We start from the raw sequence: 26,460 nt of genomic DNA, 5'->3' as shown, positions 1-26,460 counted from the left end.
TGCTGCTTTCGCTTTGGTTGGAGTCTGGTTGCCGGAGAAGTCAGGCGAGCCCGAGCAGCCGGAGGTAGGCGGTCCAGAGGTCCTGGCCGAAGAAGATCCCGATCCAGGCGCCCGCGAGCATCGACGGCCCGAAGGGCAGACCGCCGCGCCACCGTGTTCGCCCGCTCACGAGCAGTGCGATCGCGACGGTACCGCCCACGACGAAGGCTCCGAAAGCACCCACTGCGAGGGGTCCCCATCCGAGGTACGCGAGCACGAAGCCGAGGACCACGGCGAGTTTCACGTCCCCGAGCCCCATTCCCCCGGGGACCGCGAGGGCGAGCACGAGGTAGGCGCCGCCGAGCACGGCAGCACCAGCCACAGCTCGCACGAGCGCACCGACATCACCGCTGAGGACCGTAGCCGTGACGAGCAGGATCCCGAGGACGCCCGCGGACGGGTAGACGATGGCGTTCGGGAGTCGGCGCGTGTCGAGATCGATCAGTGCCAGTGCCACGGAGACGGCCATCAGGAAGAGGAGTGCTGCGAAGTCGATGGCTTCAGCGAGCACGGCCGTCCCGGGCGGTATCACGGCTACCGACGAGGACCACGACCACGCCACGCCCACGAACAGGGCGGCAGTCGCCAGCTCGACCGACGGGTAGCGCGCCGAGATGGGCGCACCGCAGTCCCGGCACCGACCGCGCAGGGCCAACCACGAGAGCACCGGAACGTTGTCGCGGCGCCGGATCTCGTGACCGCAACGCGGGCAGGCACTCGGCGGTGCGACCACCGAGAATCCTGCGGGTACCCGGTACACGACGACGTTGAGGAACGACCCGACGACGAGACCGAAGACACCTGCCAGCGTCAGGGTCACCGGGAGGAGCTCACGGACCGCGGTCACCGGCATGCCCCGCTGCTGGTCGTCGCGCACGATCCGTCGACCTTGTACGCCGTCTGGACCTCGACCTGCGTGGTGACGCCGTACGACGTCGAGACGGGCTGCAGGAACTTCGGTGGTGCCGTCGTGAGGAGCCGCTGGTCGTACACGTAGTTCTTCGAGAACCCCGTGCTGCCGGTCGTCGCGACCGCACCACGCCAGTTCTGCGCGATGGATCCGACGACCTTGAGCACGCCGAGCTTGGGCCCGATGTCGTAGTTCTGGTTCCAGAACGTGCCGGCGTTGCTCGCCATGGCAGCGCTGATCGTGATGCCCGCGCCGCTGCTGCGGTTCAGGAGGCCGACGCCGCTCTGGTTGCAACGGGTGGTGTCAGTCACGTAGCCGACCCGCGGCTGGTACGTCGTCGGGTACGAGCTGCACCGCGCGGGGTTGTAGATCTCGACCGCGTTCTGGCCCACGAGTCCGAGGACGTCGTTGGTGGCGCTGGCGTAGGTGATGTCGTCGGTGACCCAGACCGTGCCCGATGCAGCGATCGTCATGGCGCCGCTGAAGCCCCCGCTGACGAAGACATCGCCAGCTGAGCAGCTGTACGTGTCCGATGCCGATCCGGTTTGGTAGTAGGACCCAGACTGCCCACCGTTGACCCACTCCCCCGGCGCCGGGAAACCCTGACCGTTGTTGAAGGCCTGGTTGTTGGTGGTCGTCGCGCTCCCGTTCGACCGGACGGTCACCGTCGTCGTGCAGTAGGTGTTCGTGTACCGGGAAGGGAAGGTGTTGGCGGCCCAGGCGTTCACGTCGTTCGCGGCAGAAGGGATGTCCTGGACGTACATCAGGTTCGTCGGGAGCGTCGGGATCGTGGCGCCTGCCGAACTCTGCAGGTCAGCGACGGCTCCGCACAGCGCAGCGGCCTTCGCGGTGTCGGCACCCGCCTTGACCTCACCGGTCGAACCGCTCACCTGCACCTGCGTTGCCTTCGTCCACGGCGACCAGACGGTCATCTTGCCGTTGCCCAGGAACGACACCCGGGTCGGGCCGGTGTACAGGCAGCCCGGCCGGGGTACCGAGGTCGGGAGGTCGACGCGGGTCTCCTGCGAGAGGTTCGAGTTCAGCGCAGGCAGCCCGAGGTAGGGCACCGCACTCGCGGCACCCCCGTTGAAAGTGCCAGCGCAGGTCCCACTCGCGGGGCGGACCGAGGTGTCGTGCTGCTCGACCGGCCCGTTGAACACGGTCGCGCAGGCCGCGGTGAAGACGTCGTTGGTCCGGATCGGACCGTTGAGGACATCGGTACCGGCGAACTGGACCGCCGCACACTTGTTGCTTGCCGACTGCCACTGGTAGACGGTCGTGCAGGTACTTCCGGTGATCGCAGGGTTCGACGACTCGTAGTTGGTGAAGTACAGGTAGTTGATGAACCCGTCGCCCTTGAGGTTCGCGACCAACGACCGGACGCTACCCCCCGACTTCCCCGTGACACGGACCTTCAAGACGCCCTTTGCGGAGTAGTTCGAGTTGTCCACCTCGTACCGGTACCACTGGTCCGTTGAGCCAACCACCTTGGCCCAGGTGGAACCGGCATTCGTGAAGGCGATGTTGTCCGCCTGCCCGCTGAAGCTCGAACCGCTCGCCTTGCTGAACTGCGCGCTCGAGTTTCCGTGGAGCGCGTAGCCGTTGTCATTGGACAGCTTGGACTGGTAGTCGGCCAGTCCTGCGTACGCGGCCGCCATCGCGTTCTGGAAGTTGCGGTCCGTCGCTGACTTCACCGCCCCGGAGGTCGACACGGCGATCATCGTTGCGACGAGCAGCATCATCACGGTCCCGAAGATCAGGACGTTGCCGAGGATCATCCCTCGGTCTTCGTCGCGCGCCCGCTCGAGCACGCTCCGGAGCCGGGTCATGGCGTTCCTCCGTTGCTGGTCCCGTAGACGACGTTGAAGAGGTAGAGCGTGTTCTGGATGGTCGTGTTCCCTGCTGCCCCGCTCACGGTCGACCCGAGTTCCAGGTTGACCCGGACGGCGCGGACGTTGCCGAGTTGCGCGGTCGAGACGGTGCCGTCGCTCTGTGCCGGCAGCGGGCTGCCGTCCGCCCCGAGGTACTCGAACATCTGTGCGCCACCGGTGGGAGAAGCCACCGGGCCTCCGATCACCATCGAACGAGTCGGCGCCTGCGCCGTCGACGGGAAGGTCCAGAAGCCGTTCGACGCCGTGCCGTCCCACTGGTCGAGGACGACCTTCTTCGCCGCGTTGAGGGAGTAGCGGATCTGGACCGGGTTGTCGGTACCGCTCCCGTCGAGGTTGATGTAGGCGTAGAACGTCAGTCGCGTCGGGGCCGCCTCGGTGACGGCTGCGGCGTAGCTACCGTCGGACTTGGGCAGCAGGCTGGCGGCATGGACGTACCGAGTGACGGAGTTCATCACGACCGATGCGTACCGCGCGTTCTGGTCGGACGAGGTGTTGGTCGCACCCGCCCGCAACGTGGCGGTGAAGAAACCCCCCACCGCGACGAGGATGACCATCGAGACGCTCACGGCGACGAGCAGCTCGGAGAGGCTGATGCCGGCCTGATCACGGTGCAGACGGCGGAGAAGGCGGATCACGACGTCTGGCCTCTCGGGTCGAGGGTCAACGTGTTGTCGAAGCTGATGACCACCAGCGCGGTCTTCTGGTTGACGGAGCCACTGGTCACCGGCTTCACGTTCGATGCGTTCGACGCGATCTCGTTCTTCGTCGTGGATCCGAAGCTCGTGCCCGAGTAGATGGTCCAGGTCCCGAACGGCAGTGCCACCGTGGCGACGTCCGCCGAGGAGACCGGGAACTTCATCGTCATCCCGGCTGAGCATCCGGGGTCGCCCGCCGCCGGGCTCGCCGAGGAGACAGCGGTGATGTACCGGCCCTTCACTCCGCTCACCGTGGCGACGCCGGTCATGACAGACGCCGACGCAGGAGCGCCCGGCGACGTCTCGATCGTGGGCGGGATGGCCCCGATGGCCCCGGCGGCGTTCGGTGTCGACCACGCTGAGGGGTTCGGGCTCAGACAACTCACCGTGGAGCTGGGACTGTTGGAGTAGGGCCCGGCGTACGCCGCGTAGCCCGAGGTGAAGGGAAACACCGGCACTGACGGCTTCGACGTCGACGTCACCACGAGGGACGTGCTCGCGACGTCCCACGGTTTGATGGTGTCGAGGCCCCCCACCGAGCTCGAGAGCACCGTCACCATGTTCGTCGGCAGGGTGGCGTTGTAGGTCTTCGCGTACTGGAGGGTCAGCTGACTCGCGCGGTCGTAGACGAACGGCACCGGGGAGCTCGCGCCTGCAGAAACCGTGATCGGAGTCTGCGAGGACGGCTGCGCCTGGTTGGTGTCGATGCCTCCGGTCGTGGTCGCCGTCACCGTGTAGTCGCCCGGCGCCACGTTGACCGCGTACGAGCAGCCCTGCGCGTCCGTCGACTGCACCGCGGTGGTGAGCGTCGAACCGCCGCCCCCGGCGAGCGGCGCGACGGTGATCGAAACGCCCTGGTAGGGGCTTCCCGACGCCGTCACTGCCGAGATGATGATCGTCCCGTACCCAGGGTCGGTGACGGCGTCGCTCGGGGCGATCGCGGAGGTGACAGTCGTCGAGCTTGCTCCGCCGCCACGAGGATTCGGCCAGCTCACGGTCTCGACGACGCTCTTGTAGGCGAGCTTGCCGTTCGACGTGCCGCAGGCACCGCTGGCTCCGTCGCTCTGAACCCAGGTGACGGCGCGCTCGATCTTGTAGGTCACCCCGCCGATGGTCTTCGTGTTGGCAGCGCCGGCCTTGCTCACGACCTTGAAGATGCCGCCGGTCGAAGCAGCTGCGGTCTGGCGGAGCGTGTCGATGTCCTGTGACGCGAGTGCGACGGCGGTTTCACGTCCGCGGCTGGTCTGGGTGAGCTGCAGGGTGTTCGCGATGCCGTAGGCGATCCCCACGGACATGATGGCGAACACCATCATCGCGACCATGACCTCGATGATGGAGAAGCCGGCCTCGGCATCCCCGGACTCTGCGCGCTGCAGGACGCGGTTCATTCGACGGAACACGGTCACCTCCTCCGGTCACTCTCGTTGTGCGAAGGGCGACCCGTCACACGACGAGCCGCCCTTCCGATGCCCTGAGATCAGGCGCAGGTGCCCTTGGCTGCTGCGGTGGTGTCGGTGATCTTCCAGTCGGTCGTGGTCGCACCCTTCGCCGAGATGCAGAACGAGCTACCCGTCGCCGCAGGCTTGTAGGTGAACGTCGTGCCATCGCTCTTCGTGTAGCCGTACGGCGTCATCGTGTCCGTGGCGCCGAACTCGGTCCCAGTCGGGAGAACGCCGTTCTTGTCCGTCTGGAACGCGATGACGGCCGTCTTCGCGTTCGCGAGGTCCGACTTGACGGTCGCGTCCTTCGCGTTGTTCTGGACGTTGAGGTACACCGGGATCGCGATGGCCGCGAGGATGCCGATGATGATGACGACGACGAGGAGTTCGATGAGCGTGAAGCCCTTTTCGTTGTCCTCGAGGAGACCCTTGCGGCGAGCGTCGAGCTTGCCCATGAGAGCGAAGTACATGGTGGTTTCCATTCTTCTGGGAATGCGATGGGGATTGTGCCGGGGAGTGCTCCGCCGCCGGTCACAAGAGTATTCAGGGGAGTTTCTGTGCGTAATCCCGAGAACGGGGGGTCCGGGGGTACCAAAATGCCCCCAGTAACGGGGGCATTCCGTGCTTCCATGCCCCCGCACGAGGGGCATGGACTCCGAGTGGTTACTTGACGAGCGAGGTGATCTGGAAGATCGGCAGGTAGAGCGCGACGATCATCCCGCCGACGACGACTCCGAGGAACGCGATGAGCAGCGGCTCGATGAGTGCCGTCAACGATTCGGTGGTGGATTCGACCTCGGCGTCGTAGAAGACAGCGATCTTCTCGAGCATCGTCTCGAGCGAGCCGGCGTCCTCACCAACGGCGATCATCTGCGAGACCATGCTCGGGAACACTTTTTCCACCGCCATCGGCGCTGCGATGGATTCACCTTTCCGAACCGCTTCGGCAACGCGGACGAGCGCGCTTTGCACGACGAAATTGTTCGATACATCTCCGACGATCTGCAAGGCCTGCAGAATTGGAACTCCGGAACCGATCATGTTCGAGAAATTGCGCGCGAACCGCGCGATCACGATCTTCTTAGCCAATGCGCCGAACACGGGGAGACGCAGCAGGATCGGGTCGCGGAACGCCCGGAACCGATCCGTGTTCTTGTTGGCCCGGTACCAGAACCAGCCAACCACCGCGATCACGGCCAGTACCGGCGCCAGCCAACGCATGGCGTGCGACATCGAGACGAGGATCTGGGTCGGGATCGGGAGCTGTCCACCGAGCGACGAGAACATGTTCTGGAAGATCGGCACGATGAAGATGAGCATGATGACGACCGCGGCCAGCGACATGCACAGCACGACCACGGGGTAGGTCATCGCCGACTTGATGGTCGAGCGGAGCTTGTGCTCCTTCTCGAAGTTGGTGGCGATGGAGTCCATGGCCTGGTCGAGGAACCCGCCGGTCTCGCCCGCACGGATCATGTTGATCATGATCGGCGGGAAGTCGACCGGGAACTTCGCCACCGCGTCGGAGAACGAGACACCGCGTTCGACGTCGTCGCGGACCTTGCCGAGGATGTCCTTGAGCTTCTTGTTCTCGGTCTGGTCGGCGAGGATCGACAGCGCGCGCAGCAGCGAGAGTCCCGAGGTGAGCATCGTCGAGGCCTGGCGCGACATGATCGCGAGGTCCTTGAGACCGACGCCCTTCTCGAAGCCCGGGATCTTGATCTCGGTCTGCAGGCCGGTGCCGGCCTTGGACTCCGTGATCGCGATCGGCGAGACGCCCATGCCCCGGAGCCGCTGGACGACCGCTCCTTCGGACGAGGCGTCGAGGCGCCCCTTGACGAGCTTGCCGGCGCCGTCGCGCCCGCGGTAGTCGAATGCGAGGGACATCAGTAGCCTCCGGAGAACTTGTCGCCGAAGTCGATCCCGCTGGCGGCGATCGCGGCTGCCGAGGAGTCGGACGGTGACTCGACGCGCTGCACCAGCCGGTCGAAGCCCTCTTCGTCGTGCACCTTGTCCATCGCGGCCTTGCGCGAGATCGTGCCGACGTTGACCAGTTCGGCGAGGTCCTGGTCCATGGTGTGCATGCCCAGGTCACGGCCGGCCTGCATGGCGGATGTGATCTGGTAGGTCTTGCCCTCGCGGATCAGGTTGCCGATGGCGGGGGTGATCGTCATGATCTCAGTGGCGACGACCCGGCCGACACCGTTGGCCTTCGGGACCAGGGTCTGGCAGACGACGCCCTGCAGGGTCGCCGCGAGCTGCGTGCGGATCTGGCCCTGCTGGTGTGGCGGGAAGACGTCGATGACACGGTCGATCGTGCCGGGGGCACTCTGCGTGTGCAGGGTGGCGAACACCAGGTGACCGGTCTCGGCCGCGGTGAGCGCGACCGAGATGGTCTCGAGGTCGCGGAGCTCGCCGATCAGGATGACGTCGGGGTCCTGGCGCAGCACGTGCTTCAGCGCGGCGGCGAAGGAGTGCGTGTCGGCACCGACCTCGCGCTGGTTGATGATCGCCTTCTTGTGCTCGTGCATGAACTCGATCGGGTCCTCGACCGTCACGATGTGGTCGGCCCGGCTCTCGTTCACCAGGTCGATCAGGGCGGCGAGGGTCGTGGACTTGCCGGAACCGGTCGGGCCGGTGACCAGGACGAGTCCGCGGGGCAGGCCGGCGAAGTCGCCGACGTGCTCGGGGATGCCGAGCTGCTTGAGCGTCTTGATCTTGGTCGGGATGATGCGGAAGGCCGCGCCCCAGTTGCCGCGCTGCTGGTAGAAGTTCACGCGGAAGCGGTACTCCGGCGACAGCGAGTAGGCGAAGTCGAGTTCCTGCTCCTGGTCGAACTGGCCGGCCTGTTCGACCGACAGCATCGTCTTGAGTGCCGCGATGACCTTGCCGCGCGACCACGCGCCTCCGGGGACTGCGGGACGGAGCGAGCCGTCGACGCGGACGGTGGGCGGGGCGTCGGCGGTGACGTGCAGATCGGATGCGCCCTGGTACACGACCTGGGCGAGGGCGGTGATCAGGTCCGGGTCGGCGACCTCGCGTGCGTGGCGCGAGAACTCGATGTCGCCGCCGATCGTGGCAGTCGGTGCCGGGGCCGCAGGCGCCGTGGGGAGCTGCTGCGTCGGCGCCTCGGCGTAGCCGTAGGTCGCGATCGACGACGGCACGCCGGCGGGCGGCGTCGCCGGAGCGGCGAGCGGCTGCGCGACCGGCACGGCGACGGGCGATCCGGACGGTGCCGGCCAGCCGGCGGCGTCGTCACCGAGGTCGTAGACCTGCTCCGGAGGGGCCGACGCTGCGGCGGCAGCCAGGCGTGCTGCACGGCGGGAGCCCACCTCGGTACCGGGGTTGCCCGGGTGCCAGCCGGCGACGGGTTCGTCGCCGGGAATCGTGATGTCGTACACGGAGTCGGTCATCTGCTGCGCTCTCTCGTGACTACGCGACCACGCGCAGGATCTCGTCGACGCTCGTGAGACCGAGCTTGACCTTCTCGAAGCCGTCCTGGCGGAGCGTCAGCATCCCCTGTGCCTGGGCGACGCGGCCGATCTCGGCGCTCGAGGCGCGCGAGACGGCGAGGCGTTCGATCTCCTCGGTGACGGTCATGACCTCGTGCAGGGCGATGCGGCCGCGGTACCCGGTGTTGGAGCAGACCGCGCAGCCGATGGGGGCGAAGAACGCCGGGACCTCGTCGCCGGGGCGCAGGAACCCGAGGGTGCGGAGCTGTTCGGCCTCGTACACGGCGGGGGCTTTGCACCGGTCGCACAGCCGTCGCGCCAGACGCTGGGCCACGACGGAGTCCAGCGCGGAGCCGACCAGGAAGGGCTCGATGTCCATCTCGGTGAGTCGGGTCACGGCGGAGGGGGCGTCGTTCGTGTGCAGGGTGGACAGCACGAGGTGGCCGGTGAGGGATGCCTCGATGGCGATCTGGGCGGTCTCGTGGTCGCGGATCTCACCGAGCAGGACGACGTCGGGGTCGGATCGCAGGATCGAGCGCAGCGCCGAGGCGAAGGTCAGCCCGGCCTTCGGGTTGACCTGCACCTGGTTGATGCCGGCCATCCGGTACTCGACCGGGTCCTCGACCGTGATGACGTTGATCTCGGGCTTCGCGACCGCGTTCAGGGTCGTGTACAGCGTCGTGGACTTGCCGGAGCCGGTGGGTCCGGTGACCAGGATCATGCCGTACGGCTTCGAGTACGACCGCTGGTACGCCTGGAAGTTCTGCTCGAGGAGGTTGAGGTCCTTGAGGGTCAGCGACGTGTTCGTGTTGTCGAGGATCCGCATGACGACCTTCTCGCCCCACACGGTGGGCAGCGTCGCCACGCGGAGGTCGATCTGGCGGCCACCGTGGCGGACCGACATGCGGCCGTCCTGCGGCTTGCGACGCTCGGCGATGTCGATGTCGCTCATGATCTTCAGGCGGCTGATGACGCCGTTCTGGATGTTCTTCGGCGCCGGGGCCATCTCGTGCAGCACACCGTCGATGCGGTAGCGGATCCTCACCTCGTGTTCACCGGGCTCGATGTGGATGTCCGAGGCGTGGTCCTGGATGGCCTGTGACACGAGCAGGTTCACGAAGCGGACGATCGGGACGTCGTCGAGGGCACCGTCGGCCAGGTCCATCTGGGCCGACGAGCTGACGGAGGCTTCTTCTTCCAGCGACGAGGTCAGGTCGTTGAGCTCGTCGTCGGCACGCAGGTAGCGGTCGAGCGCGGTGAGCAGGTCGCGCTCGTCGACCTGGAGCGGCTTGATCGGCCGGCCGGACGCAGCGCGGGCGTCGTCGATCGCGAGCACGTTGGTCGGGTTGACCATCGCGAGGATGAGCAGCTCGCCCTCGAACCCGACGCCGAGGACGCCGTGGCGCCGGCAGAGCGCAGCGGGGAGGATCGAGACCGCGGTGCCGTCGACCGGGTAGTCGGTCAACGGGACGGTGCGGGAGTTGTTCGACGCTGCGCGGGCGGTGATGAACTGTGCTTCGCTCACGACGCCCTGGTCGACCAGGCCGCGGATGGCGCGCTCGTCCAGGTCCTCGTCGCCCGTCATCGAGTCGAGGTGCTCGATCGGCAGGGCGCCGTTCAGGATGAGGATCTCGGACAGGGTCGCCATGAGTCCTGTGCCTCCTTGGACTCGCGCGCGGCGAGACGTGGTCGGGTTGCGCACCACCAGGGATGTGGCGCTCGACCACGCTACTTCTGCGACAGTCGTCGGCCGCAGTCCCAGAAGGAGGGGGCGGAGGGGGTCCGGATGCACCCAGAACTGGGGTCCAGGACCCCCGACGCCATGGTCAGAGCGACGCCGACGCGGTGACGTGGACCTCGCCGGCGACGAACCCGAGTCGCTCGTAGATGCGCCCGGCTCCGCTCGGGTTCTCGGCGTCGACGTGCAGCACCGCCGCGGACAGCCCGTCGGCACGGATCGCCTGCAGGGTGGCGTCGAGGACGATCGGGGCGAGCCCCGTCCCCCGTGCTGCACGCACGACCCCGACCCAGTGCACGTACCCGTACGAACGGCCCCGCGCAGCGAACCCGTCGGGCTCCACCTCGACGATCGTGAACGCCACGACCGAACCGTCGGCACCGACGACGACCCGCGACAGGTCCAGCCGGCTCTTGTCCGAGGTGAGGAAACCCCGCCAGTCCGACGCGACCATCGGCTGGGAACCCCAGTGGTCGCGGAAGGCGTCGTTCTTGGCCGTCCGGAGCGGCTCGATGTCGTCCGCCGTGACGGGCCGCAGGACGAGCCCGTCCGCCAGGACGGGCACCGCGTCGGCGTCCGGCCCGCGGTCGTCGAACACGACCTGCATGTCGAGCCAGGTGCGCACCGGCGCGAAGTCGAAGTGCGCCGCCAGCCGGAGCGCCGAGGACCCCTGCCGTCCGCCGACGTCGAGCGTCGCGGGCAGGTCGACGTCGAGCGTCGCCAGGCGCTGCCGGGCCCGGCCGACCTGCCAGGCGAGCACCCGCCGTCCGATCCCCTGCCCGCGCAGGTCGGGGTGGACCGCCCCGTCGAGCACGGCGCGCGCAGCAGTGACGCGGGAGGGGACGTCGATGACGATGCCGTAGGCCTGCACATGCCCTCCAGCATCGACGCCCACCACGGTGTCCCTGCTGACGTCCAGCCCCTCGGTGGACAACGACCGTTCGAGGTCAACTGTGGAGGGACGAGCGTGCGGGTCGTCGACCGCGGCCGACGCGACGGCGACGGCGTGCATCGCCCCGACGTCGTCGTGCGCGCCCGCGCGGAACGTCAGCCCGCCGATCGGCGTGGGGAACGAGAGGTGTGCCGGGGCCGTGATCCGTTCGCGCAGGGTCGCCATCCCTCCACCCTGCCAGTTCCGCCGCGCGGCGAGACACCGCGGAAAGGCCCTCGACGAGCAGGCCCGACCGGGACCATGATGAGTCATGGACATCACGAGCGTGACCGTGGGGCTGCCCGTCACCGACATCGAGGCGTCCTGCCTCTGGTACGGCGCCGTCTTCGAGCGCACCGAACCGGACCTCGAACCCGAGGACGGTGTCGCCGAGTACGAGGTCGGCGGGATCTGGATCCAGCTCTACGAGGACGACTCCGCCGAGGAGAACCCGGTGAGCGTCCGGTTCGGCGTCGACGACGTCGGCGCGCAGCACGCCCGCATCGGCTCGCTCGGCATCGACATCGGACCGGTCGAGTGCGTCGACGGCGCCGTGAACTGGTTCGACGTCCGCGACCCTGACGGCAACGTCCTCAGCCTGTTCTCGCTCGTGGACGAGACCGGTCGCGGTTCGGGACGCGACAACGGCGCGGACCGCGCGCTCTAGAAGCCGCCGCTCGCAGGCCGGGAGGCCCGTGGCGGCCTGGCACCGGGCCTCCTGTCCGTCACGTGGTGACGACACGACGAAGGCCCCGCCTCCTTGCGGAGACGGGGCCTTCGTGGGATCACATCAGACTCAGTTGTAGGTGCCCGGCGTGAAGTCGTCCGACGAGAAGCTGTCGAAGTCGACGAAGCTCAGGTCGGCGTCCGAGAACGACGAGTCGTCCGCGAAGATGCGGTTGGGGTACCGCTCTGCCTTCGCTTCTTCCGTCGCGTTCACGTCCACGTCGCGGTACCGGCTGAGGCCCGTCCCCGCGGGGATGAGCTTACCGATGATGACGTTCTCCTTGAGGCCGACGAGGTGGTCCTGCTTGCCCTCCATGGCCGCCTGCGTGAGCACGCGGGTGGTCTCCTGGAAGGAAGCGGCGGACAGCCACGACTCGGTCGCGAGGGACGCCTTCGTGATGCCCATGACCTCCTGGCGAGCCGAGGCGGTCTTGCGACCCTCCTGCAGCGCCGCACGGTTCAGCATGTTGTACCGCGACCGGTCGACGAGCTCACCCGGCAGCAGGTCGGTGTCGCCGTGGTCGACGACGGTGACCTTGCGGAGCATCTGACGGACGATGACCTCGATGTGCTTGTCGTGGATCGGCACACCCTGCGAGCCGTAGACGTCCTGCACACCGTTGACCAGGTGCTTCTGGACCTCTCGGACACCCTTGACCCGGAGGACTTCCTTCGGGTCGACGGTGCCGGCGATGAACTGCTCGCCGAGCTCGACGTGCTGGTTGTCCTCGATGAGGAGCGTCGCACGCTTGAGCACCGGGTAGATGAACGGCTCGTCACCGTTGTCCGGCGTGAGGATGATCCGACGACCCTTGTCCGTGTCCTCGACGACGACGCGGCCGGGGGCCTCGGCGATCGGGGACGCGCCCTTGGGCGTACGGGCTTCGAAGAGCTCCGTGACACGCGGCAGACCCTGGGTGATGTCGTCGGCCGAGGCCGAACCACCCGTGTGGAAGGTACGCATCGTCAGCTGGGTACCGGGCTCACCGATGGACTGCGCGGCGATGATGCCGACTGCCTCACCGATGTCGACCAGGTTGCCGGTGGCGAGCGAACGGCCGTAGCACTTCGCGCAGACACCGACGGCCGACTCGCAGGTCAGGACCGAGCGCACCTTGATGCTCTCGACACCGGCTGCCAGCAGCTTCTCGAGGAGCACGTCACCGACGTCCTCACGAGCCTCGGCGACGACCGTGCCCTTGGCGTCCACGGCCTCGGTGGCCAGGGTGCGCGAGTACACGGTGTTCTCGACGCGCGGGTCGCGGACCAGCTTGCCGTCGGCGTCCACGGTCGCGATCGGCAGCTCGAGGCCACGCGTCGTACCGCAGTCGTCCTCGCGGATGATGACGTCCTGCGAGACGTCCACGAGACGACGGGTGAGGTACCCGGAGTCCGCGGTACGGAGCGCGGTGTCGGCAAGACCCTTGCGAGCACCGTGGGTGGCGATGAAGTACTCCGCCACGGTCAGGCCCTCGCGGTACGAGTTGATGATCGGGCGGGCGATGATCTCGCCCTTCGGGTTGTTCACCAGACCACGCATACCCGCGATGTTGCGGACCTGCAGCCAGTTACCACGAGCACCCGACGACACCATGCGGTTGATCGTGTTGTCGACGGGGAAGTTGTCCCGCATCTCCTGCGCGATCTCGTTGGTGGCCTCGGTCCAGATCTTGATCAGGTCGGCGCGACGCTCGGAGTCGGTGATCAGACCCTTGTCGAACTCGCCCTGCACCTTGGCGGCCTGGATCTCGTAGCCCGCGATGATCTCCTTCTTGCGAGGAGGCGTCACGACGTCCGACAGGGCGACGGTCACACCGGAGCGGGTGCCCCAGTAGAAGCCGGCGTCCTTGATCCGGTCCAGCGCAGCGGCCGTCTCGGTCTTGGAGTACCGCTCGGCGAGGTCGTTGACGATCGCGGACAGCACGCCCTTGTCGGTGACCTTCTGGACGAACGGGTAGTTCGCCGGGAGGGTCTCGTTGAAGAGCGCACGGCCCAGGGTCGTCTCGAGGAGGACGGTGTCGCCCTGCTCGTAGCCCTCGGGAGCTTCACCCTCGGCGAAGTGGACACCCGTCATGCGGATCTTCGCCATGGCGTTGAGGTGCAGCGTGTGCTGGTCGTTGGCCAGGATCGCCTCGGCGACCGAGGAGAACGCACGGCCCTCACCGACGGCGCCCTCGCGGACGGTCGTCAGGTGGTGCAGACCGATGATCATGTCCTGTGCGGGCAGGGTCACCGGACGGCCGTCGGACGGCTTCAGGATGTTGTTCGAGGCGAGCATCAGGATGCGGGCCTCGGCCTGGGCCTCCACCGACAGCGGCAGGTGCACGGCCATCTGGTCACCGTCGAAGTCCGCGTTGAACGCAGCACACACGAGCGGGTGGAGCTGGATGGCCTTGCCCTCGACGAGCTGCGGCTCGAACGCCTGGATGCCCAGACGGTGCAGCGTCGGCGCACGGTTCAGCAGCACGGGGCGCTCGCGGATGATCTCCTCGAGCACGTCCCACACCTGCGGACGCGAACGCTCGACCATGCGCTTGGCCGACTTGATGTTCTGCGCGTGCGACAGGTCGATCAGGCGCTTGATCACGAACGGCTTGAAGAGCTCGAGCGCCATCTGCTTGGGCAGACCACACTGGTGCAGCTTCAGCTGCGGGCCGACGATGATGACCGAACGGCCCGAGTAGTCGACGCGCTTGCCGAGCAGGTTCTGGCGGAAACGACCCTGCTTGCCCTTGAGCATGTCGCTCAGGGACTTCAGGGCGCGGTTGCCGGTACCCGTGACCGGACGTCCACGACGACCGTTGTCGAACAGCGCGTCAACGGCTTCCTGCAGCATGCGCTTCTCGTTGTTCACGATGATCTCGGGGGCACCGAGGTCGAGCAGGCGGCGGAGACGGTTGTTGCGGTTGATCACACGACGGTAGAGGTCGTTGAGGTCCGACGTGGCGAAACGGCCACCGTCGAGCTGCACCATCGGGCGCAGTTCCGGCGGGATGACCGGCACGACGCCGAGCACCATCGCTGCCGGCGAGTTGCCGGTGGCGAGGAAGGAGCTGACGACGCGCAGACGCTTGATCGCGCGGATCTTCTTCTGGCCCTTGCCCTCGGCGATCTGCAGACGCAGCGCCTCGGCCTCGGCAGCCAGGTCGAACGCCTCGAGCCGGAGCTTGATCGCCTCGGCGCCCATGTAGGCGTCGAAGTAGATCCCGAACCGGTCCTGGAGCTCGTGGAAGACGGCGTCCTCGGGCTTGAGGTCGCCCACCTTGAGGTTGCGGAAGTCCTCCCACACACGCTCGAGACGGGTGATGTCCTCGTCGAACGACTTGCGGACCTGGGACATCTCCTTCTCGGCGGTGTCCTTGGTGCGCCGCTTGACGTCGGCCTTCGCACCCTCTTCCTCAAGGGCTGCGAGGTCGTCCTCGAGCTTCTTGAGGCGGTCGGCGATGATCGAGTCGCGCTGGCCCTCGAGGGTCTTGATCTCGAGACGCATCTCGTTCTCGAGACCGGGCATGTCCGCGTGACGGCCCTCTTCATCGATGTCGATGATCATGTACGCCGCGAAGTAGATGACCTTCTCGAGGTCCTTCGGGGCCATGTCGAGGAGGTACCCGAGGCGCGACGGGACGCCCTTGAAGTACCAGATGTGCGTGACGGGGGCAGCGAGCTCGATGTGGCCCATGCGCTCACGACGGACCGAGGACTTGGTGACCTCGACGCCGCAGCGCTCGCAGACGATGCCCTTGAACCGGACACGCTTGTACTTGCCGCAGGCGCACTCCCAGTCGCGGGAAGGGCCGAAGATCTGCTCGCCGAACAGACCGTCCTTCTCGGGCTTCAGGGTGCGGTAGTTGATGGTCTCCGGCTTCTTGACCTCGCCGTACGACCACTGACGGATGTCCTCGGCGGTCGCGAGGCCGATCCGAATGGCGTCAAAGGAAGTTGCTTCGAGCAATGTTCTTCTCTCTTGCTTGATTCAGGCTTCGATGTACGGGCGGGATCAGATGTCGTCGACGGACGACGACTCGAACCGCGAGGAGATGTTGATGCCCAGCTCCTCCGCAGCGCGGAAGACCTCGTCATCGTTGTCGCGCAGGCTGACCGCCTGGCCGTCGGCCGAGAGGACCTCGACGTTCAGGCAGAGCGACTGCATCTCCTTCATGAGGACCTTGAAGGACTCGGGGATGCCGGGTTCCTGGATGTTCTCGCCCTTGACGATCGCCTCGTAGACCTTCACGCGGCCGAGGATGTCGTCGGACTTGATCGTCAGGAGCTCCTGGAGGGCGTAGGCGGCGCCGTACGCCTCGAGCGCCCACACCTCCATCTCACCGAATCGCTGGCCACCGAACTGCGCCTTACCACCCAGCGGCTGCTGCGTGATCATCGAGTACGGACCCGTCGAACGAGCGTGGATCTTGTCGTCGACCAGGTGGTGCAGCTTGAGGATGTACATGTAGCCGACCGAGACGGGCTCGGGGAACGGCTCGCCGGAGCGACCGTCGAACAGCTGCGCCTTGCCGGACGAGCCGATCAGGCGCTCGCCGTCGCGGTTCGGGAGGGTCGAGTCGAGGAGGCCCTCGATCTCGCGCTCGTACGCACCGTCGAACACCGGGGTGGCGACCTTCGTGCCCGGAGCGGCGCTGTGCGCTGCCTCGGGGAGGGCCGATGCCCACTCCTGGATGCCCTCGACGTTCCAGCCCTGCTTGGCGAGCCAACCGAGGTGGATCTCGAGGACCTGGCCGAAGTTCATGCGGCCGGGGACGCCGAGCGGGTTCAGGACGATGTCGACCGGGGTGCCGTCGGCGAGGAAGGGCATGTCCTCGACCGGGAGGATGGTCGAGATGACGCCCTTGTTGCCGTGACGACCGGCGAGCTTGTCACCCGCGGTGATCTTGCGCTTCTGGGCGATGTAGACGACCACGCGCTGGTTGACACCAGAGCCGAGTTCGTCGTCGCCGTCCTGCGAGTCGAACACCTTGACGCCGATGATCGTGCCCTCTTCACCGTGGGGCACCTTCAGCGAGGTGTCGCGCACCTCACGCGACTTCTCGTTGAAGATGGCGCGGAGGAGGCGCTCTTCAGCGGAGAGCTCGGTCTCGCCCTTCGGCGTGACCTTGCCGACGAGGATGTCGCCGGGGCGGACCTCGGCACCGATGCGGATGATGCCGCGCTCGTCGAGGTCGGCCAGCAGGTCCGGGCTGACGTTGGGGAGGTCACGGGTGATCTCCTCCTTGCCGAGCTTCGTGTCGCGGGCGTCGACCTCGTACTCCTCGATGTGGATCGAGGAGAGCGTGTCGTCCTTGATGAGGTTCTGCGACAGGATCATCGCGTCCTCGTAGTTGTAGCCCTCCCACGGCATGAACGCGACGAGGAGGTTCTTGCCGAGCGCGAGCTCGCCGTTCTCCGTCGCGGGACCGTCGGCGATGACCTCGCCCTGCTCCACACGCTCGCCGGCCGAGACGACCACGCGGTGGTTGTAGCTCGTGCCCTGGTTGGAGCGGTCGAACTTGCGCAGGTAGAAGGTCTGCGTGCCACCCTCGTCGAGCTGCAGGGTCACGGCGTCGGCCGAGACCTCGGAGACGACACCGGCCTTGTCGGCGGTGACGACGTCACCGGCGTCGATCGCGGTGTAGCCCTCCATGCCGGTGCCGACGAGCGGCGACTCGGAACGGAGCAGCGGGACAGCCTGACGCTGCATGTTCGCACCCATGAGGGCGCGGTTCGCATCGTCGTGCTCGAGGAACGGGATGAGCGAGGTCGCGACCGACACCATCTGGCGCGGCGAGACGTCCATGTAGTCGACCTCGCCCTTCGCGACGAGTTCGACCTCGCCACCCTTCTTGCGGACGAGGACCTTGTCGTCGGCGAAGTGGAACGAGTCGGTCAGCGGGGCGTTGGCCTGCGCGACGACGAACTCGTCCTCTTCCGAGGCGGTCAGGTAGTCGATGGTCTTCGTGACCTCGCCGTTGACGACGCGACGGTACGGGGTCTCGATGAAGCCGAACGAGTTGATCCGACCGAACGACGCGAGCGAGCCGATCAGGCCGATGTTCGGGCCTTCCGGGGTCTCGATCGGGCACATGCGGCCGTAGTGCGACGGGTGGACGTCACGGACCTCGACGCCGGCACGCTCACGGGACAGACCACCCGGGCCGAGGGCCGAGAGACGACGCTTGTGCGTCAGGCCCGCGAGCGGGTTGTTCTGGTCCATGAACTGCGACAGCTGGGACGTTCCGAAGAACTCCTTGATCGCGGCGACGACCGGACGCACGTTGATGAGCGTCTGGGGCGTGATCGCCTCGATGTCCTGCGTGGTCATGCGCTCGCGGACGACGCGCTCCATGCGGGACAGACCCGTGCGGACCTGGTTCTGGATGAGCTCGCCGACGGCGCGGATGCGACGGTTGCCGAAGTGGTCGATGTCGTCCACGTCGAGGCGCAGCTGCACCGGCTCACCGTCACGCACGCCGTTCAGCGTGGTCTTCTCCGCGTGCAGGGACACGAGGTACTTGATCGTCGCGACGATGTCCTTGACGGTCAGCACCGAGTCGGACAGCGGGGCGTCGATCCCGAGCTTGCGGTTGACCTTGTAGCGGCCCACCTTCGCCAGGTCGTAGCGCTTCGAGTTGAAGTAGAAGTTGTCGAGCAGCGCACGCGCGGCCTCGGCAGCGACCTGCTCGCCCGGGCGCAGCTTGCGGTAGATGTCCTTGAGCGCCTCTTCCTTCGTGAGGATGGCGTCCTTCTCGAGGGTCGACTCGATCGAGGCGAAGCCCTGGAACTCCTCCATGATCTCCTCGCTGGTCAGACCCAGCGCCTTGAGGAAGACCGTGACCGACTGCTTGCGCTTGCGGTCGATGCGCACGCCCACCTGGTCGCGCTTGTCGATCTCGAACTCGAGCCACGCACCACGCGAGGGGATGACGCGAGCGGAGTAGATGTCCTTGTCGGACGTCTTCTCCTGCTGGCGCTCGAAGTACACGCCGGGCGAACGGACGAGCTGCGACACGACGACGCGCTCGGTGCCGTTGATGATGAACGTGCCGCGTTCGGTCATGAGCGGGAAGTCGCCCATGAAGACCGTCTGCGTCTTGATCTCACCCGTCATGTGGTTCATGAACTCGGCGTTGACGTACAGCGGAGCGGCGTAGGTCTTGCCGCGCTCCTTGCAGTCGTCGATCGAGTACTTGGGGTCCTCGAGCTCGGGCGCCGTGAACGAGAGCTGCATGGTCTCGCCGAGGTCCTCGATCGGGGAGATCTCCTCGAAGATCTCCTCCAACCCGGAGTGCAGGGCGAGGTCGGTGCGACCCTGCTCCTGTCCCTCTGCGAGACGGGCCTTCCAGACGTCGTTGCCGACGAGCCAGTCGAAGCTCTCCGTCTGGAGTGCGAGCAGATCAGGAACCGTGAGGGTGTCCGTGATCTTGGCGAACGAGAGTCGCGAGTGGTTGCGACCGTTCTTGGGGTTGGTGGATGCGTTGGGCGCAGCAGCCAAGGGTGTGACCTCCGTAGGCCCCGTCGGGCCGATACTGACGAGCAGCATGTAGGTGAGTAGATGATCGCTCGGCGATCCCCGCGAGTTCATGCCCTGCGACCACGCCGACGCGTGCCTGACGCGGAACGTCGGTGCACGTGTGGGATGATCTCCGTGAGCGGGACCCGCCGCCATATACGGGTCCGGCTGCACCAGGGCGAGTTGAGCTTGTACAACTCAGAACTCTGCGTCGACCGCAATATGACGACACGGATGCCAGGGAGCGCGAACTGCCATCATAGTTCGCGCCGAGTCGTGCTGTCCAGTCCTGGCTTGACCAGATTCGGCAGTGGCGTGTATAAGCCGCTGCGCGCCCGCGGAATTCCCGGCCCGCGCCCGGCCCGCAACGGGCCTGCGCACCCGGCCCGCGCGGTGGACCCGGCCGTGCGCTCAGCCGAGGCGCTCCCGCTCGACGTGCGCCGCGCCTCCCGGCTGGCCCTGCCGTCCCGCCAGCGCACGGAAGGCGTCCTCGGGTCGGCGGGTGCGCACGAAGGTGACGCGGCCACGGTCGTCGGTCAGCTCGATCCCGAGTCCGGGGGTGAGGATCAGGGCGCGCACGCCGCGGCCGATCCGCAGGCCGACGCCGCCGTAGGTGCGGGCGTCCGCCTCGACGAGTCGGACGTCGGCGATGTGCTGGCGTGCGATGCGCCGTGGCGGCAGCGGCCGGAAGTGCAGCGTGACGTGCGCGTCGGTGACGGCGAACCCGGCTCGCGCGAGCAGCAGGAGCACGCCCGCCACGACGGCGACCAGGGCCGGCACGATGAGCGCGGTCTCCGGTGCGTCGCCGGGCCACGCGGTCACCGCCGCGGTCAGGCCGAGCCCGCCGAGGAGCAGGACCGTGCCGACGACACGCATCCAGGTGGGCGCCGTCTCGTGGTCGGCGTGGGCCGGACGGGCGCGGGGCACCCGCGTCATCCGGCTCGCGGTGGTGCGCGTGGCGGCGCGGGTCGTCGGTGCGGCCGGGCGTGCAGTGGGCACGCTCATCGTGTCGGCGGTCATGTCGGGTCTCCTGCGGCTCGGCGGAGTGTTGCATCCCGTATTTTACATGACGGGTGCAATGTGATCACGGCCAGCGCACGCGGGTGACCGGAAGGGGCACGCGGACACGTGCCGACGGCGCGCACGCTCGAGCGGTGGGGGCGCTCGACGGCACGTCGTGGTCACGTCGGGAGGGCGGACGCGCGAGGTGTGGGGCACTGCACGCATCGACGCGGTCCCGCGTGACGACCGGATGAACAGTACGGAACGAGTCTTGGCGTCCGCTGGCCGTCCATGTGTACGCATTCACGTACCGGCCAGGACCGGTCAGCGCAGGACGCGCGCGACCGCCTCGGCGCGGGTGGCGACCCCGAGCTTCGCGAACACCTGGTTCACGTACGACTTCACCGTCGGCACCGTCAGGAACAGCTCCGCCGCGATCTGCGGGTTCGTCCGGCCGGCCGCGATGTGCTCGAGCACGTCGGCCTCGCGCGGGGTGAGGTCCGGGAACCGGTCTCGCAGCGGCGGCACAGCGGGCGCGGCTGCCGTCGCCCCGCCGCCGGCGAGCTGCGCCACCAGCCGCGCTCCGACCGTCGCGTCGAACGTCGACTGCCCCGACGCGACCGCCCGGATCGCCGTCGCGATCTCGGTCCGTCCGGCGTCCTTCGTCAGGTACCCGCGCGCACCCGCCCGGAGCGCGGTCACGATCGACTCGTCGTCCGCGTAGGTCGTCAGCACGAGCACCGCCACCTGCGGGTGGTCGGCCACGATGCGTGCGGTCGCCGTCGGCCCGTCGGTGCCGGGCATGCGCAGGTCCATCAACACGACGTCGGGAGCGTCACGGTCCACCGCCGCGATCGCCTCGGCGCCGTCGGCGGCCTCACCCGTCACCTGCAGGTCCGGCATGAGCGACAGCACCGTCACCAGGCCGTCGCGGACGATCGCCTGGTCGTCGACGACGAGGACTCGGATGGTCACGAGGCGTCCCCCTCGGTGGTGACCACGGCGTCCACCGGCAGGTGCACCGCGACGACGAACTCGTCGTCGGACCGCTCCGCCTCGACCGTCGCGCCGCTGCCGAGCTCCTCGACGCGCTCGCGCATCCCGAGCAGACCCTGGCCGCCGCCGGTGAGCGGGTTGGCCACGACGACGTCCACGGCGTCGCCGTCGCGGACGACGGACAGTGACACGGGTCGGCCGGGGGCGTGTCGGCGAGCGTTGCTGAGGGCCTCGCGGACGACCTGGACGACGGCGGCGCGGTGCGCCTCGTCGAGTGCGGCCAGGGTCGCGTCGCCCCGCACCACGATGGTGCCGCCGAACGAGCGGTGGGCAGCGACCAGGGCGGTCAGGTCGGTGCGGTCGGGCTGGCCAGCGCGGTCCGGCACGTGGTCGGTGGACGGCCGGGAGGCCCGGCTCGCGTCCGGCACGTCGGCTCCGGTGGTCCGCGTGGCCTGGTCCGGGGCTGTGGTCCGGTCCGGGGTGGTGGTCCGGTCCGGGGTGGTGGTCCGGTCCGCGGTGGTGGCGCGGTCCGCGGTCGTGGTCGGATCGGGGACGGCGGTCCCGTCCGGGGTGGCATCGGGCTCGGCGTCCGCGTCGTCGCGGAGGGCGTGCACGGCCCGGCGGGCCTCGGCAAGGCCGTCCGCTGCCAGGGTCCTGGCCTCGCCGGCGCGCTTCGTCGCGTCGTCGACCCGGCCGGCCTCGAGCAGGGCCTCGACCGCGTCGAGCTGCAGCACGAGACCCCCGAGCGAGTGCGCGAGCACGTCGTGGATGTCCCGCGAGGCCCGGGACCGGTCGGCGAGGAGCTGTGCCCGCTGCTGGTCCCGCTCGGCCTGCCGCGCACGCTGCGCCGCGACCCGGAACTGCCGGCGGCTGAACCCGATGAGCACGCCGAGCAGCAGCCCACCGCTCGTGCCGAGGACGAACTGGACCGAGGCGTGCTCGATCGTCGCGCAGACGGCGATGACCACCACCGCCCCCACCGCGGTGACCGCTGCGACCCAGACCGGTACCCGGAGGTTCGCGCCGAGCAGGACGATCCCGACGATCACGGGGACGATCATGAGCGAGTCGGTCGCCACCACCGTCAGGGAACCGGCGACGATCATCACCACGCCCGCGACGACGAGCAGCTGCGGCGTCCGGCCGAACTCACGAAGCGCCCACGCGGCGAGCGCCACCGCGCCGAGCACCCACACCCACGCGGGGAGCTGCAGCTCGAGTCCGTTCTTCACGAACCAGAACCCGACGATCACGATGCCGAGGGCGTTGAGTCCCCAGGCGGTTGCCGAACGGGACCGACCTCCGGGGAGGTCGGTCGGGTCCTGTCCGCTCAGCAGGGTCACCGGACCATCATGCCGCGGGTGGTGCGGCGGCTGGCGGTCCGGTCGCCGCGCGGGATGCGCTGGTCGATGACGACGGCGCGTGCGGCGCGGTTCAGGGCGAGCACGAGCAGGATCGCGCCGGTCGAGGTGAGCAGGTGCGCACCGAGGTGGCCGCCGAGGACGTCGAGGCCGACGCGCACCGCGATGAGCACGATCCAGAGCGACGCCCCGAGCCAGCCCGTGCGGGACTGGATCGTCCGACCCTTGCTGTCCGGGGTGGCGACGGTGCGGAACCGGGTGATGGTGCCCATCGTCAGGCCCACGCCGATCGTGATCAGGGCCTCGATGCCGAGGAACACGACGTCGATCGTGGTGATCGTCGCCCCCGACTGCGCCAGGACCACCACGCCGATGATCGCCATGATCATCGGCGTGCGCCAGATGCGCGCCGGGTCGAGGTACTGCCAGGTGGCCTGGCGGTACCCGAGGAAGCCGACGAGAGCGACGCCGATCAGGACGTTGACGAGGAGCTGGACCGACATGGTGTGCCTTTCGAGGTGACCCGGCGGGACGTCCCCGACCGATGGATCCAGCCTCGTTCCGGCGCGTCCGCGGGCACACCAACCAGGGGTGGGGGCCCGGGTGGTGATCGCGGTGCCGGTCGGGTGGTGTTCGATTGACCGCATGGCTGATGCGTTCGACGGGTTCCGGATCGGTGCGGGGTACTCGGTGGTCGAGCCGGACCGGCACCGCCCCGGGTCCTTCACGCTCGTGGTGGACGGCACGCCGCAGTCGCACGTCGACCTCGAGGACCCGACCCACCTGGCGTTCGAGTACATCCGGCGGATCGGGCATGCCATCGACCTGCTGCCGTCCGGCCCGGTCACGGCGCTGCACCTCGGCGCCGGCGCGCTGACGCTCCCCCGGTACGTCGCGGTGACCCGGCCGGGCTCCCGCCAGCAGGTCATCGAGCTCGAGCGCGACCTGGTGGACCACGTCCGCGAGGTCCTGCCGTTCCCCCGCGGTGCGTCGATCCGGGTGCGGTACGGCGACGCGCGCGAGGTGCTCGGCAAGCTCCCCTCCGGGCTGCGCGGCACGGTGGACCTGGCCGTGGTGGACGTCTTCGGCGGCTCCCAGATCCCGGCGCACGTGACGAGCATCGAGTTCTACCGCGAGGTCGCCGCGTTCCTGTCGCCGACCGGCATCGTCGCCGTGAACGTGGCCGACGGCGCGGGTCTCGCGTTCGCACGGGGGCAGGCGTCGACGCTGCAGGCCGTGCTGCCGTCGGTCGCAGCGGTGGCGGACACCGGCATGCTCAAGGGGCGGCGGTTCGGGAACATCGTGCTGCTCGGTTCGCCGACCGACCTGCCGATCGCCGAGATGCCGCGGCGGTACTCCTCGGATCCGATGCCGGCGAAGGTCGTCCACGGGGCCGAGCTGCGGGCGTTCATCGCCGGGGCGCCGATCGTCACCGACGCGACGGCCGTTGCGTCACCGGAGCCGAACCGGAGCGTGTTCGGCGCCTGACCCCGCGGTGACGACGGGGCGGCGCGCCAGGCCGTTCCCGGGCACTCGGCGGGTGCGGCTGTCAGGATGGTCTGAACGACCGCGCAGGTGCGCGACCGAGCGATGGGATCCCCTGATGACGAACGACGACCGGAGCAACCAGGACCGGACGGGCGACGGCCAGGCGCCGAGCTGGGGCGAAGCCCCGCAGCAGCAGCCCGCCGCCGACGCACCGCGGTACGGCGAGCGGAGCGACCCGACGCCGCACTACGGGCAGTCCGCCCCGCAGTACGGCGAGCAGCAGAACCAGTACGGGCAGCAGCAGGACCAGTACGGCCAGCAGCAGTACGGCCAGCAGCAGCAGTACAACCAGCAGCCGTACGCCGCGGCGCCCGCGAGCTCCGGCTCACCCGCGTGGCAGAGCTACGAGGAGCCCAAGGCCAAGAAGAAGACCGTCGGCGTGATCGCGTTCGTGGTCGGCCTCGCCGCCCTGGTCGTCGGAGCCATCGGCGGGTACCTGTTCGGGCAGTCGTTCGGGGCTTCCGACGCCTTCCGCGACTCGATGCAGAACAGCGGGGCGACGCCGAGCGACGCCCAGATCACCGAGCTGATGACCTCGTCGAACGTCATCACCGGGTCCCTCATGTTCTACCTGGGCACGGCCCTCGGCCTGTGGGCGATCGTGCAGGGCATCATCGCTGCCGTCACCAAGCGTGGCCGCGGTTGGGGCGTCTTCGCGATCGTCCTCGCCGTCGTCGCGCTCATCGTCTTCGTCGTGGCGGTCGGCGTCGCTGCGGTCGCGGCGAGCGGGATGTCCTGATCCGCTGAGCCCGTCCTGAACGGCCCGTCGTGCTCCGGCACGGCGGGCCGTTTCTGCGTCCACCGGCGCGAAGCCTGAGCGCGTCGCACCGGCCGCTCCCGGCAGAGCGCGGCTACCCTCGAACCGATGTCCCTCCCGCCCGACGACCGTCAGCAGCCCGACCCGTCCGACCCGTCCCGTGAACCGCGCCACGCGGCTCCCGTGACGGCCGGGGTCAGCCCGGGCAGCACCTTCGCGCCCATAAGCCTGCGGCCGGCGGTCGACGTCGACGCCGTGCACCAGCGTCTGCGCGACCTCGGTCAGAGCCGCAGCACCGAAGCGCTCGCGGAACGCGCCGAACTCCTCCGCCTGCTCGGCCGACTCGACGAGTCACTCGTCGTGGCGGAAGAGGTCTTCCGCCTCGCGATGTTCACGGGCGAGCGCCAGGACAAGGTCGCCGCCCGGATCCGGCGCGCACACATCCTGCACGACCTCGGTCGCCACGAGCGTGCCGCGACCGAGGCCGCTCTGGCCCGCGACACCGCCGCGACCGAGGAGTGGCCGGAGCTCGAGGGTGCCGCCGCCGAGATCGAGGGGTGGTCGCTGTTCGAGAACGACCGCTTCGAAGAGTCCCGTGCCGCGCTGTCCCGTGCCTACCAGGCGTTCCGCCAGGCCGGTGCCCCGTCCGAGCGCACCGACGCCCTGCGCACCGCGGTCGAGGCGGCGATGCGTGCCTCGATCACGCACCCCGCCGAACCCGCCGACAAGCCGCGGACGGCCCGTGAGGTCGCCGCCCGCCGCGCCGAGGACGACGAACCGACCATGCGCGTCGCCGAGCCGGTCAAGCAGGTCCCGCCGATCCGCCGCCGGGTGCTCGGGGCGCCGGACGCCGCGCGCACCGAGGCCGACGACATCTGGGGACGGATCGCCGCACGGGCAGCCAAGAAGGGCCAGGCCGACCCCCGCGCCGACCAGTGACCGCACTCGAGACGGTCCGTTCCCGAGCCGAGGCACTCATCACCGAGCACCTCGGCGCGGGCGCATGGGCCTTCGGGTTCGACCACGCGAAGACCCGTGCGGGACAGTGCGACTTCGCCCGGAAGCGCATCACCGTCAGCCGACACCTGGCCGCACGGTTCTCGGACGACGACGTCGAGCAGGTCCTGCTGCACGAGGTCGCGCACGCCCTCGCCGGGGCACGTGCGGGCCACGGCCCGAAGTGGAAGCGGACCGCGTCCGCCATCGGGTACACGGGGTCGCGGCTGCACGACGGCCCGATCGCCAGCGAGCTCGCACCGTGGATCGGGACCTGCCCCGCCGGACACGAGCACTTCCGCTACCGGACGCCCACCCGCCAGCTCGCGTGTGCCCGGTGCTCCCGCCGGTTCGACGCGCGCAACGCCATCGTCTGGCGGCGCCGGAGCGAGGCTGACACCCCGTCGACGGTGGCCTCGACTACCGCATGAGTCCGTCCGCGCTCGGAGGCGCGCCGGTAACCCGTTAGCCTGG

20 protein-coding genes are annotated in these 26,460 nt (G+C 68.6%); 5 read left to right on the top strand and 15 right to left on the bottom strand.

Going from position 1 to position 26,460, the window contains the following annotated elements:
• Positions 1-40: 40 nt before the first annotated feature.
• The 9 genes from ITJ60_RS06560 to ITJ60_RS06515 all read right to left on the bottom strand — a co-directional run bounded on the left by ITJ60_RS06560 (position 41) and on the right by ITJ60_RS06515 (position 11,282).
• Entirely contained in the window at positions 41-916 is an 876-nt protein-coding gene (locus tag ITJ60_RS06560; RefSeq protein WP_323749117.1) for a prepilin peptidase, read from the bottom strand.
• Positions 883-2,778 (bottom strand): hypothetical protein, encoded by a 1,896-nt coding sequence (locus ITJ60_RS06555; RefSeq protein WP_228509879.1) that lies wholly within the window; start codon positions 2,776-2,778, stop codon positions 883-885. Before ITJ60_RS06555 ends, ITJ60_RS06560 begins: the two co-directional genes overlap by 34 nt.
• Positions 2,775-3,476, bottom strand: a complete 702-nt coding sequence (locus ITJ60_RS06545; protein ID WP_194647361.1) for a PilW family protein — start codon at positions 3,474-3,476, stop codon at positions 2,775-2,777. Before ITJ60_RS06545 ends, ITJ60_RS06555 begins: the two co-directional genes overlap by 4 nt.
• Complete coding sequence (locus tag ITJ60_RS06540) at positions 3,473-4,936, bottom strand: prepilin-type N-terminal cleavage/methylation domain-containing protein (RefSeq protein WP_194647360.1); 1,464 nt, start codon at positions 4,934-4,936, stop codon at positions 3,473-3,475. The genes ITJ60_RS06545 and ITJ60_RS06540 overlap by 4 nt, the downstream gene beginning before the upstream one ends.
• Before the next feature lie 77 nt (positions 4,937-5,013).
• The gene (locus tag ITJ60_RS19275) at positions 5,014-5,445 is read right to left on the bottom strand and encodes a type II secretion system protein (protein ID WP_194647359.1); all 432 of its coding nucleotides are present in this window, start codon (positions 5,443-5,445) and stop codon (positions 5,014-5,016) included.
• Positions 5,446-5,638: 193 nt separating this feature from the next.
• Positions 5,639-6,862, bottom strand: a complete 1,224-nt coding sequence (locus tag ITJ60_RS06530; protein ID WP_194647358.1) for a type II secretion system F family protein — start codon at positions 6,860-6,862, stop codon at positions 5,639-5,641.
• Positions 6,862-8,388 (bottom strand): type IV pilus twitching motility protein PilT, encoded by a 1,527-nt coding sequence (locus ITJ60_RS06525; protein WP_123339458.1) that lies wholly within the window; start codon positions 8,386-8,388, stop codon positions 6,862-6,864. Before ITJ60_RS06525 ends, ITJ60_RS06530 begins: the two co-directional genes overlap by 1 nt.
• A 19-nt stretch (positions 8,389-8,407) precedes the next feature.
• The gene (locus ITJ60_RS06520; protein ID WP_194647357.1) at positions 8,408-10,075 is read right to left on the bottom strand and encodes a GspE/PulE family protein; all 1,668 of its coding nucleotides are present in this window, start codon (positions 10,073-10,075) and stop codon (positions 8,408-8,410) included.
• Positions 10,076-10,253: 178 nt separating this feature from the next.
• Positions 10,254-11,282 carry a GNAT family N-acetyltransferase gene (locus ITJ60_RS06515; RefSeq protein WP_194647356.1) on the bottom strand — a complete coding sequence of 343 codons (1,029 nt, stop codon included), beginning with the start codon at positions 11,280-11,282 and terminating at the stop codon, positions 10,254-10,256.
• Positions 11,283-11,367: 85 nt separating this feature from the next.
• On the opposite strand from ITJ60_RS06515, the gene ITJ60_RS06510 reads away from it, so the two are divergent.
• On the top strand, positions 11,368-11,763 hold the full coding sequence (locus ITJ60_RS06510; RefSeq protein WP_123671416.1) for a VOC family protein: 396 nt from the start codon (positions 11,368-11,370) through the stop codon (positions 11,761-11,763).
• A 129-nt stretch (positions 11,764-11,892) separates the two neighbouring features.
• Here ITJ60_RS06510 and rpoC read toward each other — a convergent pair whose 3' ends face one another.
• The 6 genes from rpoC to ITJ60_RS06480 all read right to left on the bottom strand — a co-directional run bounded on the left by rpoC (position 11,893) and on the right by ITJ60_RS06480 (position 23,188).
• Positions 11,893-15,774, bottom strand: coding sequence for a DNA-directed RNA polymerase subunit beta' (gene rpoC, locus ITJ60_RS06505; protein ID WP_111083489.1), 3,882 nt, complete (start codon positions 15,772-15,774; stop codon positions 11,893-11,895).
• A 45-nt stretch (positions 15,775-15,819) separates the two neighbouring features.
• Positions 15,820-19,308, bottom strand: coding sequence for a DNA-directed RNA polymerase subunit beta (gene rpoB, locus ITJ60_RS06500; protein WP_111083490.1), 3,489 nt, complete (start codon positions 19,306-19,308; stop codon positions 15,820-15,822).
• A gap of 429 nt (positions 19,309-19,737) precedes the next feature.
• Positions 19,738-20,346, bottom strand: coding sequence for a hypothetical protein (locus ITJ60_RS06495; protein WP_194647355.1), 609 nt, complete (start codon positions 20,344-20,346; stop codon positions 19,738-19,740).
• Positions 20,347-20,652: 306 nt separating this feature from the next.
• Complete coding sequence (locus tag ITJ60_RS19270; protein WP_194647354.1) at positions 20,653-21,303, bottom strand: response regulator; 651 nt, start codon at positions 21,301-21,303, stop codon at positions 20,653-20,655.
• Entirely contained in the window at positions 21,300-22,667 is a 1,368-nt protein-coding gene (locus ITJ60_RS06485) for a sensor histidine kinase (RefSeq protein WP_194647353.1), read from the bottom strand. The genes ITJ60_RS19270 and ITJ60_RS06485 overlap by 4 nt, the downstream gene beginning before the upstream one ends.
• Entirely contained in the window at positions 22,664-23,188 is a 525-nt protein-coding gene (locus tag ITJ60_RS06480; protein WP_194647352.1) for a hypothetical protein, read from the bottom strand. Before ITJ60_RS06480 ends, ITJ60_RS06485 begins: the two co-directional genes overlap by 4 nt.
• A gap of 142 nt (positions 23,189-23,330) precedes the next feature.
• Between ITJ60_RS06480 and ITJ60_RS06475 the strand changes: the two genes are divergently transcribed.
• The 4 genes from ITJ60_RS06475 to ITJ60_RS06460 all read left to right on the top strand — a co-directional run bounded on the left by ITJ60_RS06475 (position 23,331) and on the right by ITJ60_RS06460 (position 26,417).
• A complete protein-coding gene (locus ITJ60_RS06475) occupies positions 23,331-24,173 on the top strand; it encodes a spermidine synthase (protein WP_123339452.1) in 843 nt (280 codons plus the stop codon).
• Positions 24,174-24,288: 115 nt separating this feature from the next.
• A complete protein-coding gene (locus tag ITJ60_RS18790) occupies positions 24,289-24,972 on the top strand; it encodes a hypothetical protein (protein WP_228509878.1) in 684 nt (227 codons plus the stop codon).
• Positions 24,973-25,098: 126 nt separating this feature from the next.
• Positions 25,099-25,929, top strand: a complete 831-nt coding sequence (locus ITJ60_RS06465; protein WP_123339450.1) for a hypothetical protein — start codon at positions 25,099-25,101, stop codon at positions 25,927-25,929.
• Positions 25,926-26,417: a SprT-like domain-containing protein gene (locus ITJ60_RS06460; RefSeq protein WP_194647351.1), complete on the top strand. Its 492-nt coding sequence runs from the start codon at positions 25,926-25,928 to the stop codon at positions 26,415-26,417. The genes ITJ60_RS06465 and ITJ60_RS06460 overlap by 4 nt, the downstream gene beginning before the upstream one ends.
• Positions 26,418-26,460: the final 43 nt, after the last annotated feature.

This window comes from Curtobacterium sp. VKM Ac-2884, assembly GCF_015350945.1.
In the GTDB taxonomy this organism is placed as follows: domain Bacteria; phylum Actinomycetota; class Actinomycetes; order Actinomycetales; family Microbacteriaceae; genus Curtobacterium.
This window is presented reverse-complemented; position numbering and strand designations above follow the sequence as displayed.